Source organism: Bacillus sp. XT-2 (assembly GCF_025696525.1).
Taxonomy (GTDB): Bacteria; Bacillota; Bacilli; order Bacillales; family Bacillaceae; genus Bacillus; species Bacillus halotolerans.
This window is the reverse complement of sequence record NZ_JAHVOC010000001.1, coordinates 569757-581656: the sequence shown is the minus strand read 5'-3', so window position 1 is coordinate 581656 and position 11900 is coordinate 569757. Positions and strand designations below refer to the sequence as shown.

Here is an 11900-nt window from a genome sequence, read left to right as displayed (position 1 = left end):
CCCTCTCCAAAGAAAAATTTTTAGCGTTTATAAAATGGTGTTTTAACTACCTTTGCTTTCACTAATTTTTTGCGAATCTCCACTTCTACAACAGTTCCGATCTCACTCGCTCCAGCATCAACCAAGGCAAGGCCCACGTTTTTCCCCAATGTCGGTGACTGGGTGCCTGTTGTCACCTTTCCGACGGACTTGCCGCTTTGAAACACTTCATATCCGTGTCTCGGTATTCCTTTTTCAATCATTTCAAGACCGACGAGCTTTCGTTTCGCCCCGTTTTCTTTCTGTTCACTCAATACAGACTTCCCGAAAAAATCAGATTCTTTTTTGTGTTTTACGGCAAAGCCTATACCTGCTTCAACCGGCGTGATATCCCGAGTCAGCTCCTGGCCATAGAGCGGGAGCTTCGCTTCAAATCTGAGCGTATCACGCGCCCCTAGCCCGCATGGCATAAGCCCGTGTTCTTCACCCGCTTCAATGATCTGTTTCCAAATTCGGACTGCGTCATTAGCGCGGCAGTAAATTTCGAACCCGTCTTCACCCGTATAGCCGGTTCGCGAAATGAGTGCTTTGCAGCCGCTGATATCAGCTTCATCAATAAATGCAAATGGTTTTAAAGCAGACACATCTGAAGCTGTCAGATTTTTTAAGATTGTTTCTGCCTTCGGGCCCTGCACGGCCAAAAGCGCAATCTGATCTGACAAATTGTCAATCTGGACATCTCCTGCTGCGTGTTCTTTGAGCCAAGCAAGATCTTTATCTATATTTGAAGCATTTATGACAAGCAAATAGCGGTTTTCAGCTTTTTGATAGATGAGTAAATCATCAACGGTGCCGCCATCCGGATAGCACATCGCGGTATATTGCGCACGGCCGGTTTTTAACGCGGATACATCATTTGTCATCAGCTTTTGTAAAAAAGACAGACTGTCATCCCCCGTGATTTCGACTTCCCCCATATGAGATACATCAAACAGCCCGGCTGCTGTTCGGACAGCCTCATGCTCTTTTTTGATTGAAGAAAATTGAACAGGAAGCTCCCAGCCTCCGAAATCAATCGTTTTCCCTCCATATTCCTTATACAATTCAAATAACGGTGTTCTTTTCAGCATCAAATTCCTCCCCTTTTTCAACGGCGCAGCTAAAAAAACATACAAAAAAGGACAGAGAAACACCTCATATTAAATGAAGGTTCTCTGTCCTGGCACCTGAAAGTTTACTTTGCAATAGCAAAGACGTCCCCTTTGGTGGCTTGCGCATTTCACACAAACACTCTCCAGAGTTGCGTCGAGCAAGAGTTCTTTTGCCTGAGAGATTCACTCCGCAGTTTGCTCCTTCGGCGCCTGTATCCCGGTTTTCTCGGTCAGGTCTCTCCCCTTGCTGTCATTCGCTCATATTTTCATGCTGTTATGGACATACTATAGCAATATCTTACATCAAATACATACTCATATCCTACCATCATCACTATATGCGGGGCAACAGCAATTTGGGCGGATTTTTCTTATATTGTTCATTTAAAAAATTGAAGAATATGAAAGGGGTTTCACAGCAATGAATGCAGAAATCACATATGATACAAAATGGCCTGAAGAATTTGCCGAAAGACTGAAAAACGACGGTCCGTGGTCAAACTGGGAGCTGTACAAGCTTTCATCAGAAATCCAGGAAACATTGGCGATTCCTGAATTTGAAGGCTTGCGGGCCCCATTATATCTCCCTTCCTTCACGCCGCTTCCCCATCAGCTTGAGGTTGCGCAGAAGGTTGTTGAAAAAATGAACGGAAAAGCGATTTTAGCAGATGAAGTGGGGCTCGGCAAAACTGTTGAAGCCGGACTGATTCTAAAAGAATATATGATTCGCGGGTTAGCCAAAAAAATTCTGATCCTTGTGCCAGCTTCTCTTGTTTCGCAGTGGGTGAAAGAGCTTCAGGAAAAATTTTTGATTCCGGCTGTTGAACAAAAGAAAAGCTATGTGTGGGAGCAGTGCGATATCGTCGTGTCCTCCATCGATACCGCAAAGCGCTCGCCCCACCGGGAAATTGTGCTGTCAATCCCATATGATCTCGTCATTATTGATGAGGCCCACAAGCTGAAAAATAGCAAAACAAAGAACTATGAATTTGTCCGGAATCTTGTGAAAAAATACTGCCTGCTGCTGACTGCGACGCCAATCCAAAACCGTGTTGAAGAAATATTCAATTTGGTTTCATTATTAAAGCCTGGTCATTTAGGCAATCAGAATCACTTTCAAGAAATGTTTTCTAAAAAGAAATCCAGCTTAGAAGCTCATGATCATTTAAAAGATCTAGTGAATAAAGTCATGATTCGCAACAGGCGGCATGACACCGGGCTGAATTGGAAGCAGCGCCGCGTCGAAACAGTGCCGATTGAATTTTCTCCATCAGAGCAGGCGCTTTACGATGAGATTTCCCGCCTGAAAGAAAGCATTAACAAACCGGCCAGCATGTTCTCCATTATGACACTCCAAAGAGAATGCTGTTCAAGCAGGGAAGCTGTGTACATGACATTGAAAAAAATGCTCGACCAAAAAGAAAAACAGGCACCAGCCATTGATGAAGACACCATTTCTATATTAATGGACCGCATCAATCAAGTGACACAAAATTCTAAAGCGAATCAAGTCATCGATCTGATTAAAAAGATAGACGATAAAGTCATTATTTTTACAGAATACCGTGCCACTCAAATTTATCTGCAGTGGTTTCTTCAGCAACACGGCATCAGCTCTGTGCCGTTCAGAGGCGGATTTAAACGCGGAAAAAAAGACTGGATGAAGGACCTTTTCCGCGGGAAGGTTCAAGTGCTGATTGCAACTGAAGCAGGCGGCGAAGGGATCAACCTGCAGTTTTGCAATCACATGATTAACTATGATTTGCCATGGAATCCGATGCGGCTTGAACAAAGAATCGGAAGAATCCACAGGCTCGGGCAGGAGCGTGACGTCCATATTTATAACATGGCTACCAAACATACAGTGGAAGAGCATATTTTAAAGCTTTTATATGAAAAAATTCATTTATTTGAAAAAGTGGTCGGCGAGCTTGATGACATTTTAACAAAAATTCAAGTCAACAATTTTGAAGAGCACCTGCACGATATTTTGTACCATTCGGCAACCGAAGAAGAAATGAAAATTAAAATGGACAACTTAACCTCATTTTTGTCTTATAAAAAACAGCAGCCCGCTGAAAAAAGAGGTTCTTAGCCGCAAGGAGGTTTTACAAGTGAGACAGCAAGAGGTTCACCAATTTCTGCTTCGTTTTTTCCAGGCAAACAGCTGTCCGATCATCGACCAAGGACCCGGTTACATGACGGTTCAGCTTACAGTTGAAATGGACAAACAGATCATGAATCGGCCTTTTTACTGGCACTGGCGTGAGAAGACCGGCGGCGACCCGAATCCGATGAAAATGACGTTCATTACAGATAAGGAATCTACTCCAAAAGACCTAGAAGGCGAATTTATTTACTTCGGGGCGCCACGCCTTTTTCAAATATTTAAAGCAGTTAAACAAAATGGGAGATTTACCAGAATGTATGAGAAAATTGAATCAGCCGGAGCGAAAATTCCGCTTCAGCCTTGGCTTGGTATAAATGTCATGATTTCATACCAGTCCGACATGAAAAAGGATAAGCTATTGTCACTAGGTCTTCACCTTGTCTCTGGAACCATGATTGAAGATTTTCAAAGTAAGCTCGTACAGCTTTCATTGACATCACAAATATGTGACTATTGTTTCACCATATCGCCTATGATCAAACCTGAAAGCGGTCTTAAGCGGATGGAGAGCTACATTACCCAAGCCGCTATGCAAGAACCGTCAGACTGGGCAGAGCAGGCGGTAAACAGGTGGCAAAACGATATGAAATTGCTTGATCAGTTTTATGAGCATACAGAAGAAAAACCAGAAGAGTACCATCTTGAAAAACAAGCGTTAAAAGCCTTGTATCAACCAAAGATATCAGTTCAGATCGAAAATGGCGGATTATTTTTTCTGCAAAATAATATTTCGAGCTAACTTTTTTCAGATTCGACATCGTTCTCGTTTTTTTTGGAAAAATGCTATTATAATAAAGGTATATTGGAAAAAAATTCTGGCTATTCAATTGGCAAATGACTTCCAGAGACCACAGAAGGCGTACAATGGTCATGGCCGGACTGGCTGAAATACATAAACAAGTATTTTAGGAGGAGAAACTGCATGAAAAATGCAAAACAAGAGCACTTCGAATTAGATCAAGAATGGGTTGAATTAATGATGGAAGCCAGAGAAGCAAATATCAGCCCTGAGGAAATACGCAAATATTTACTTTTAAACAAAAAGTCTGCTCATCCTGGTCCGGCAGCCAGAAGTCATACCATAAATCCTTTCTGAATGTGCTATAATATCACAAGGAAGGTGATGACATTGATTGGCCAGCGTATTAAACAATACCGTAAAGAAAAAGGCTACTCACTATCAGAACTAGCAGAAAAAGCTGGGGTAGCGAAGTCTTATTTAAGCTCAATAGAACGAAATCTACAAACGAACCCCTCCATTCAATTTCTCGAAAAAGTCTCCGCTGTTCTGGACGTCTCGGTTCATACTTTGCTTGATGAAAAACATGAAACCGAATACGATGGTCAATTAGATAGTGAATGGGAGAAATTGGTTCGCGATGCGATGACATCTGGGGTATCGAAAAAACAATTTCGTGAATTTTTAGATTATCAAAAATGGAGAAAATCCCAAAAAGAGGAGTAGTGCCTGAGCAGAGGCACTTACTCCTCTTTTGTCAATGAACATAAGAATGGCTCAGTACGCATGTACTGAGCCACCTCTTTTTTCTATTAATGTTTATCCTCGCTATGCGCTTTTTCATTTTCTTTAATATAACCGTCTTTATCAGTATGTTCCTTTTTGATTGTCAAGCCATTCCACTGTGTTGCTTCAAATGAGAATTGAAGCTGTAATGAGTTGCCTTGATATTTATTTTGAACCATTTGTCCCTTTTCATCTTTTGTTTTATCGTCTTTAAATTGAATTTCCATTTTAACCTGGTCAAAATCAGTCGGCGTTTTTGGAACACCGTCATATTCAGGAGCGGTTTTACCGTCAATTGTCGCTATATTGACTTTTCCGCTTGCGTTTAAGAATTTAGGATCAATTTGTTTTTTAATTTTTTCAGTCGCCGCAACATCATTCTTAGAAGACATTAAATATAAGTCTTTAAGGTTGGCATCATCTAAAATGATGTTTTTCGGATAGCCATTGCCTCCCTCTTTGCCGACTGTCAATAATGTAACCTCAAATTGGCTGAGAAAATCTTCTGGGGATGTATTACTTCCCCCGTTTGCTTTAAATTCTCCATAACTCAGCGCCATTAATACCTCTTTGATCGCAAGTGAGCCGTTATTTTCGAATTGGAAATCTTTCGTCAATTTATCTCCCGGCTTTAGATTTGATAAGTTGACACTGGCTGAATTTTCTTTCGCTGCTAAATCAAGCGTGCCTGATGCAAAAGTAGCATCCGTTGATTTAATGTCGTTAAATGCTGCCCATGTTCCTCCTCCTACTAAAGCTAACCCTAGTGCTGCTGATGCAACTCCTAAACTCAATTTCTTTTTCATACCCATGGTAAACTCCCCTTTTATTGAATGATTATATTATCGAAACCTGTTGCCAGGTTTACAACTGATGTTAAGTGGACATCGTATTGTCCTTTGTCTCTGTTTCCAAGGCTTTCGTCTTTCTTTCAATCTCCCTGATCGCACTGCTGATTGTCACAAAGGAGTAGATCAGCAGCATAACGCCGGGAACAATCAGTAAAATAGCAGTGCCGATCGGCTGACTGGCAAAATGAAGCATGTAGCCGGCATAAGGAAGCTGAAAACCTGTATATTGCGCGCGGACATTTTCATCCGACACAGGCGCAGAATCAGCTGCGGCGTTATTATCCCCTTTTGTTTGGAATAACAAATGATCGCCTTGCTTTTTCATATCAATAATTCTATGGGTCACCGCTGTGTCTGCATCCTGCATAAATGTGATCACGTCGCCCTTTTGGAGCTTTTTCACATCCGTGATTTCTTTAACAAGAATTAATGAGCCCGTTTTAAATTCAGGGTCCATTGAGCCGGACAGTACTGATTTCAGCGTGTATCCGAACACTGCCGGCTCTCCCCCGGATGAACGTGTTGAAATGACAACTAGCGTTAACACAATAATCAGAGTAAAGATGATTACGTAAAGGATATTACTGATCAGCTTTAATGCTTTCTTCATCCTCTTCCCCGCTTTCCTTCTGAACTGGTTGATTTTCTTTGTCTTCAGTTACGGCTTTGTCAGCTGTTTTTTCTTTATCTGTTTTGTCTTTTCTGTCACTGTCTGCTTGATTGTGCTGTTTTTTCACAGCCGGCTGACTTTCCTTTTTCGGTGTCGTCGGTTTTTCGTCACACTTCACAATTGTCATTGGATCCGACCACTCAGACTTGCTTCCGTCCGCCGGATAGCCGGCCGGTTTATATACTTTAAACACATAAATGCCGGATTTCACTTTTTTCTTTGTTTCAATTTTGTAAAGTGATTCGCCTATTTGGGTGGAAACGTATCCTTTATCTATTACGTTCCCGTCTTTTAGCGGTTTGCGGGTGTTTGCCAGTTTATGAAGCTCCCACTTCCATTTCGATTTCTTAAGTTTCTCGCCTCTGTTTTCCAGCTCGGCAAATAGACGAACAGGGGAACAGACAGTACCTTTTGTATCTGTTTGATTCACCACGTGTAAATCACTTTGGTCCCACCGTTTATCGTAATGACAGTTTTTATCTGTATGCTGAAAGTTCTCACACGTTTGAAGCGAAACATCAAAGTTTTCAATATCATAAAAAGCAGCGCTTGTATCTCCGGTAAATTGTAAGCATATAGCGGCTGTCAGACTGAATATGGCTGAAAGCTGAAAAACAAGCAGCACTCTTAATTTTGTCTTAGCCTTATGCTGATTGCGGAACAATCGAAACATACCTTACCCCCTGTAAAACACTGTAACTTGACGTGACAATCGTTCTTTTTTAAGAACCACACAAACTGAGTATAATTAAGGATCGAAGGATTTAAAAACACCAAAATCCGCCATTTTGTTCGTTTAAAAGAATGTTTTCATCATATTGCATAGTCTTACTCAATATTGCTCACCTTTTTAAACTTTTAGAATTTTTTTGGGATTGTTATGTGAGAAATTAAACGCATATCCGGTTAACATTTGGCAATAATAAACAACAAAGAAAGGGTGACGGCTTATGATCAAACAATGTGTGATTTGTCTGTCTCTTCTCGGTTTCGGCACCAGTGCCGCTCAAGCAGAAGAAGGGCCGCTTGTAACCGCCCGCCACATGTCAAAATGGGAAGAGCTTGCTGTAAAAGAAGCAAAAAAAAGGTACCCTCTCGCACAGGTACTGGTTAAACAAAAAGTTTGGGACCGCAAAAGAAAAGACGAAGCTGTGAAGCAATATCATTTAACCCTGAGAGAAGGCTCAAAGGAATTCGGCGTGTTTGTCACAATTTCTTTCGATCCTCATAGTCAAAAGGTGAATAAAATTGCAATTTTAGAAGAATATCAATAAGGTCCTCCATGTGAAGGACCTTGTTCGTCATATTGGTACAATTTATTTTTTTCTTTTCAGCCATAGCCTAAAACCATAAGGTAAAATACCGAACCAATGCTGAGAAGCAGGCGTTTTTGTTTCTTTTCGAACCTCTTTTCGTTCTTTTCGCTCATCTTTCGGAGTGTCTATATATTTCACAAATTGCTGAGTCATATATTTGACATAATCATTCGTTTTCACGTGATCACCTCATCATTCAGTTATTATGAAGTGTTGGCTCACACGACTTTTTTTATACACATACCGCTGGTTTATTCTGTCCAGCTCAGCAGTTTTTTCTGATTTTGATCGAACAGCAGCTGAGCGCTTTTTTCTGTTCCCGACTCTGTGATGGCTTTAAGAGTGATTTCTTGCTGTTCTTTTATGGTTGTTTTGCGAATGTCATAAGATACATGTCCATATTGAAACTGCTGTGAACCCTTTCGGCCTGGTCTGTGCTCAAGTATATGCCTGATGGATAGAAGCGCGCCATTTTGCAGCAGATTTTCTCCTGTGTAATACTCTTTTGTTTCCTGCTCAAACATATGGCGTGAAACAAATTGAGGGGCGGTGAAATTCACAATCAGCATCACAAGGGCAAATGTAAAAAGAACGGCCGGATAGATAAACCCTTTTGAGTAGTACATTCACCCACCTCCTAACGACGTATATACCGGAAAAGCGGTTTGATACTCTTTATCATTCTCATTCTTGACTTTCAGCCAAAGCATCCCGTTTTTAACCCCGGCTTTCATTGTTTTAATATGATCAAGAATCGGAACATGCCCTTTTCCGTCTACTCTTTTTCTGATCATTGAATGGTAGATTTCAAAACGGACCTCTTGCCCTGACAGATTTCTGCAGATTAAGACGCTGCCATGCTCATCTGTCTGCACTGTCTGCGACTGCTTGCACTCATTCATGATCTGCTCTACCGAAATGACCCATTCCCGCTGCATGAAGCCCTCATTCTCCTGTTGACGTGACAAAAATAGATGAAAGAATATCGCTAACGATCCTGATATGAGCAAATAAGCAGAGAGCGAAAATAATACATTAAGAAGCGTATAGCCAGTCTGTCCGCAAAATGCTGAGGCAAAATGGCTTGTCTTTATAGGCGTCTGATGTGATGCATACGTTTTGATACTCTCCCTCCTCCTCCCATGTCATCGAGTATTTGCTATTGTTCATCGAAACAGTTTGTGACGAATCTCCTGCTCCTGTCAGCATATATTTGCCTATGCTTTCATTAACAAGCTGATAACCCATTTCTCGCGACTCCGCTATATGTTCATCAGCTATCAGCTTGTTCCACAACGGCACGATCGTCAGAAGCATAAACAGCCATATGCTGAGGGCAGCCATTGTTTCAATTGTAGAAAAGCCTTTATTTTCTCTCCACATTCACTCTTCCGCTCCCTAAATAAACTGTTATGTCATAGGCGGCACGTCCTTTTATACGGATTTTCCCGCCTATATTCGGGTGCCCTTTCTCGTTAAATTCCAAGCGGTCTTTTAATGTCAGTAACTCTGCCGAAAGCCCGTTATGATAAGTACGGTCTATAACAGTGTCACCTATGATTAATTGATATTTTTTCTCTTGAAAAAGAATTTTTGTTCTTTGATGATTGGAAATTGCGGTCTGCTGTGCAAGTAAAATATCGTTTTTCAGCTGGGATACTGTCTGCCGTAATGCTGTATTTTCATAAATAGGAGGAAGCGTGGTAAACACCGCAATCAGCATAATAGAGGCGAGGCTTAAAACAAGCAGGCTTTCTAAAAGGGTGAATCCAGCTTCCCCTTTTAATTTAATGTTCAACCTTAACCTCCCCGCCGGTAATGATAATTTGCTTTCCATTTGGACAAACCGCATCTTTTTTCACATAACCTTCTGCCTGTAAATCGCCGAGGCTTGGTGTCTTCCCGTCATGATCGAGTTCATATGCCGTTACCTGCGCCTTTATCATGTTTTGCAGGCCTTCACAGCCCTTTTTCTGAATGGTTTGATTATGTTTTGTTACATTCGGTATGGTGATCAATAGCAAAATAGAAATAATAAAGAGCACGATCAGCATTTCCACAAGTGTAAACCCTTTCTCATTCATCCGCCTCTTCCTTTCACATTTGATTCATCATCTGATACATAGGCAGGAGCATCGATAGATAAACAATTAAAATCATCCCTGCGACAAATCCGTAAATAATGGGCTGAAGAATGCCTGTCCATTTTTGTGACTTGTCCTCAAGCCGCTGCAATATAAACTGGCTGTATGTGAAGAGTTCCCGATCCAAGCGGCCGCTTAGCTGGCCATGAGAAATCACTTTTGAAAAATCATTTTCGTAAAAAGGCCGTTTGTATAAAGCAGCTTCAATGGTTTCACCGGCTTTTAACCGTTCAATCATTTGTTCAGCTTCATGGCGGTAAAAAGGGAGAAACGTTTGCTGCCTAAATGCTTTCAAACTGTCATAAATAGAAAGACCTGATGCTAGCAGACTGCTCAGCTGTAAAGAAAAAAAGTAGCTGTTAAACAGCCTGACCAGCTTTCCAAACAAAGGAATGCTTACGCAAATGAGCATTTGATGGTCAGGGGATTTTTTCTTGAACACAAACCAATAATAAAGACCTATTCCTGCAGCCAAAATGGCCATTAATATGAACACAGCATCAAGGTGCTGAAAAAACGCAAAAATGATGTCTGTTGTGCGTGACGTTTCTACATTCATCGATTGATAAATACCGGAAAACTGAGGGATGATGATGTATTGCAGCATATAAAGCATGACACCAACGGTAAAGATGAGGAAAAAAGGATATCGCAACACCCTTTTTATCTGTTCTGCCTGACCTGCTTTTCGTTCCAGCAGCTCTCCGCTCTGAATCATGGAAGCCGGCAATTCCCCATGTGTTTCAGCAAAATAACAAATACCGACGGCTTCCTTATGAAATGACAAGCTCTTTAATACATGGTAAAACGATTCCCCTTCTCTCAACCGGCTTATTGCGTTAGCCAAGTCCGCCAGCTGCCTTTTATTCATTTGCAGCTGCATCAGGCGCAATCCGTCTAAAAGACTGTATCCGCCCGCTGTCATTTCACCCAGCCTTTTCAGTAAATAGGCTTGATCCTTTAACGGCCAAACTTTTCTAATCTGTTTCATGATAAACCCACCGGTCATAGTTGTTTGTCGTTAAATAGCCGAGCGCAATCCCTTTTCTTATAATTTGACGCAGCGTTTGATATTGGTAATTTGCATTGTCCCCTTTCGCTTCCTGGATACACTGCTGAAGGTTTTTCCCGTAAAGCAGCTCGTATACGCTTGCTCTCCTGACATTTCGTGACAGGCGGCAATACACTGATGAACATCCGTCTTCACAAAACGGGCAAGCCAAATCAACTAAACGCTGAGCCGCTATCGCAATAACCGTTTGCTCGATTTCATTCATATTAATGCCAAATTCAAGCAGCCTGTAAATCGCGCCCTTCGCATCTCTCGTATGAAGGCTCGTCAGCACTAAATGACCAGTCATCGCTGCCCGCACCGCAATTTGGGCTGTTTCAGCGTCTCTAATCTCACCTAAGATGATCATATCGGGGTCATGGCGCAAAATAGCCTTCAGCCCTGTGGAATATGTGACACCGGCTTTTTCATTCACCTGCACTTGAAGAACATCTTCATCCCTCGTTTCCACTGGATCTTCAAGTGTGACAATGTTTCGATTAAAATGTTTTTTTGCATATTGGATCAGAGAATATAATGTTGTTGTTTTCCCAGAGCCTGTTGGTCCGGTAAAAATCAGCATGCCGTGGGAGTGTTTTAAAAATGATAGCAAGGTGGCTCCTGTCTTTGGGAATAAAGACAGTTTGTCAATCGAAGGGATATTATACTGAGGCATCACTCTGATGACGAGGCTTTCTTCGTTAATTGTCGGGAGCGTTGACATCCTTAAGTGAACGTCACCCTCTTTTAATTTTAGAGTAAGAGATCCATTTTGCGGCTTTCTTCTTTCCCCTATGTCCATAGCTGAGAGAAACTTAAAATGAGAAATGAGTCTTACACACTCTTCTTTTTTCATGTTTCGCTTTTTCAGCAATGCATGGTCAACCCGAAAATGAATGATTGCGTCCCGTTCCCTCGGCACAATGTGAATGTCAGAGGCCTTCGTCCTATATGCCTCTTCAATTAAAGTTTTGCTTATTTTTTCTATCGAATCCAATTTGATTCCCTCTCCTTTCAAAGCGTATTGTAGAAAAAGAAGACAT

Annotated in this window: 17 protein-coding genes and 1 riboswitch; of the genes, 5 read left to right on the top strand and 12 right to left on the bottom strand. The window is 41.5% G+C overall.

Features of this window, described 5'->3' with window-relative positions; genetic code table 11:
- Positions 1-20 precede the first annotated feature (20 nt).
- Positions 21-1109: a glycine cleavage system aminomethyltransferase GcvT gene (gcvT, locus tag KXD37_RS03145; RefSeq protein WP_151175141.1), complete on the bottom strand. Its 1089-nt coding sequence runs from the start codon at positions 1107-1109 to the stop codon at positions 21-23.
- Positions 1110-1282: 173 nt separating this feature from the next.
- Positions 1283-1384, bottom strand: a riboswitch (glycine riboswitch).
- Between the two features lie 167 nt (positions 1385-1551).
- Between gcvT and KXD37_RS03140 the strand changes: the two genes are divergently transcribed.
- The 4 genes from KXD37_RS03140 to sinR all read left to right on the top strand — a co-directional run bounded on the left by KXD37_RS03140 (position 1552) and on the right by sinR (position 4765).
- Positions 1552-3225 carry a DEAD/DEAH box helicase gene (locus tag KXD37_RS03140; protein WP_127696774.1) on the top strand — a complete coding sequence of 558 codons (1674 nt, stop codon included), beginning with the start codon at positions 1552-1554 and terminating at the stop codon, positions 3223-3225.
- A gap of 19 nt (positions 3226-3244) precedes the next feature.
- On the top strand, positions 3245-4039 hold the full coding sequence (locus KXD37_RS03135; RefSeq protein ID WP_127696773.1) for a YqhG family protein: 795 nt from the start codon (positions 3245-3247) through the stop codon (positions 4037-4039).
- Between the two features lie 183 nt (positions 4040-4222).
- Positions 4223-4396 carry an anti-repressor SinI gene (gene sinI, locus KXD37_RS03130; protein ID WP_024122036.1) on the top strand — a complete coding sequence of 58 codons (174 nt, stop codon included), beginning with the start codon at positions 4223-4225 and terminating at the stop codon, positions 4394-4396.
- Positions 4397-4429: 33 nt separating this feature from the next.
- Positions 4430-4765, top strand: a complete 336-nt coding sequence (gene sinR, locus KXD37_RS03125) for a transcriptional regulator SinR (RefSeq protein WP_003226345.1) — start codon at positions 4430-4432, stop codon at positions 4763-4765.
- Between the two features lie 86 nt (positions 4766-4851).
- Here sinR and tasA read toward each other — a convergent pair whose 3' ends face one another.
- The 3 genes from tasA to tapA all read right to left on the bottom strand — a co-directional run bounded on the left by tasA (position 4852) and on the right by tapA (position 7019).
- Entirely contained in the window at positions 4852-5637 is a 786-nt protein-coding gene (tasA, locus tag KXD37_RS03120) for a biofilm matrix protein TasA (RefSeq protein WP_106020091.1), read from the bottom strand.
- A 64-nt stretch (positions 5638-5701) separates the two neighbouring features.
- Positions 5702-6286, bottom strand: a complete 585-nt coding sequence (gene sipW / locus KXD37_RS03115) for a signal peptidase I SipW (protein ID WP_105955579.1) — start codon at positions 6284-6286, stop codon at positions 5702-5704.
- Entirely contained in the window at positions 6258-7019 is a 762-nt protein-coding gene (tapA, locus tag KXD37_RS03110) for an amyloid fiber anchoring/assembly protein TapA (protein ID WP_106020093.1), read from the bottom strand. The genes sipW and tapA overlap by 29 nt, the downstream gene beginning before the upstream one ends.
- Before the next feature lie 277 nt (positions 7020-7296).
- On the opposite strand from tapA, the gene KXD37_RS03105 reads away from it, so the two are divergent.
- Entirely contained in the window at positions 7297-7620 is a 324-nt protein-coding gene (locus KXD37_RS03105; RefSeq protein WP_024122040.1) for a YqzG/YhdC family protein, read from the top strand.
- Between the two features lie 42 nt (positions 7621-7662).
- Here the strand turns inward: KXD37_RS03105 and KXD37_RS03100 are convergent, their stop codons facing one another.
- From KXD37_RS03100 to comGA, 8 genes are all read right to left on the bottom strand, one after another.
- Complete coding sequence (locus tag KXD37_RS03100) at positions 7663-7842, bottom strand: YqzE family protein (RefSeq protein ID WP_003236949.1); 180 nt, start codon at positions 7840-7842, stop codon at positions 7663-7665.
- Positions 7843-7913: 71 nt separating this feature from the next.
- Positions 7914-8288 (bottom strand): competence type IV pilus minor pilin ComGG, encoded by a 375-nt coding sequence (gene comGG / locus KXD37_RS03095; protein WP_106020094.1) that lies wholly within the window; start codon positions 8286-8288, stop codon positions 7914-7916.
- A complete protein-coding gene (gene comGF / locus KXD37_RS03090; protein ID WP_038954226.1) occupies positions 8289-8672 on the bottom strand; it encodes a competence type IV pilus minor pilin ComGF in 384 nt (127 codons plus the stop codon). It lies immediately after the preceding gene.
- Positions 8673-8697: 25 nt separating this feature from the next.
- Positions 8698-9045, bottom strand: a complete 348-nt coding sequence (gene comGE / locus KXD37_RS03085; protein WP_106020095.1) for a competence type IV pilus minor pilin ComGE — start codon at positions 9043-9045, stop codon at positions 8698-8700.
- Positions 9029-9460 carry a competence type IV pilus minor pilin ComGD gene (gene comGD, locus KXD37_RS03080; RefSeq protein WP_255003480.1) on the bottom strand — a complete coding sequence of 144 codons (432 nt, stop codon included), beginning with the start codon at positions 9458-9460 and terminating at the stop codon, positions 9029-9031. Before comGD ends, comGE begins: the two co-directional genes overlap by 17 nt.
- A complete protein-coding gene (gene comGC, locus KXD37_RS03075) occupies positions 9450-9746 on the bottom strand; it encodes a competence type IV pilus major pilin ComGC (protein ID WP_010334925.1) in 297 nt (98 codons plus the stop codon). The genes comGD and comGC overlap by 11 nt, the downstream gene beginning before the upstream one ends.
- A 13-nt stretch (positions 9747-9759) precedes the next feature.
- Positions 9760-10797 carry a competence type IV pilus assembly protein ComGB gene (gene comGB / locus KXD37_RS03070; RefSeq protein WP_106020096.1) on the bottom strand — a complete coding sequence of 346 codons (1038 nt, stop codon included), beginning with the start codon at positions 10795-10797 and terminating at the stop codon, positions 9760-9762.
- A complete protein-coding gene (gene comGA, locus KXD37_RS03065; protein ID WP_095713275.1) occupies positions 10784-11854 on the bottom strand; it encodes a competence protein ComGA in 1071 nt (356 codons plus the stop codon). The genes comGB and comGA overlap by 14 nt, the downstream gene beginning before the upstream one ends.
- Positions 11855-11900 lie beyond the last annotated feature (46 nt).

What these genes read in the sequence shown, in the direction of transcription:
- gcvT (WP_151175141.1), bottom strand. Translation starts at nt 1,109, where the DNA reads ATGCTGAAAAGAACACCGTTATTTGAATTGTATAAGGAATATGGAGGG.
- KXD37_RS03140 (WP_127696774.1), top strand. Translation starts at nt 1,552, where the DNA reads ATGAATGCAGAAATCACATATGATACAAAATGGCCTGAAGAATTTGCC.
- sinI (WP_024122036.1), top strand. Translation starts at nt 4,223, where the DNA reads ATGAAAAATGCAAAACAAGAGCACTTCGAATTAGATCAAGAATGGGTT.
- tasA (WP_106020091.1), bottom strand. Translation starts at nt 5,637, where the DNA reads ATGGGTATGAAAAAGAAATTGAGTTTAGGAGTTGCATCAGCAGCACTA.
- sipW (WP_105955579.1), bottom strand. Translation starts at nt 6,286, where the DNA reads ATGAAGAAAGCATTAAAGCTGATCAGTAATATCCTTTACGTAATCATC.
- tapA (WP_106020093.1), bottom strand. Translation starts at nt 7,019, where the DNA reads ATGTTTCGATTGTTCCGCAATCAGCATAAGGCTAAGACAAAATTAAGA.
- KXD37_RS03105 (WP_024122040.1), top strand. Translation starts at nt 7,297, where the DNA reads ATGATCAAACAATGTGTGATTTGTCTGTCTCTTCTCGGTTTCGGCACC.
- comGG (WP_106020094.1), bottom strand. Translation starts at nt 8,288, where the DNA reads ATGTACTACTCAAAAGGGTTTATCTATCCGGCCGTTCTTTTTACATTT.
- comGE (WP_106020095.1), bottom strand. Translation starts at nt 9,045, where the DNA reads ATGTGGAGAGAAAATAAAGGCTTTTCTACAATTGAAACAATGGCTGCC.
- comGC (WP_010334925.1), bottom strand. Translation starts at nt 9,746, where the DNA reads ATGAATGAGAAAGGGTTTACACTTGTGGAAATGCTGATCGTGCTCTTT.
- comGB (WP_106020096.1), bottom strand. Translation starts at nt 10,797, where the DNA reads ATGAAACAGATTAGAAAAGTTTGGCCGTTAAAGGATCAAGCCTATTTA.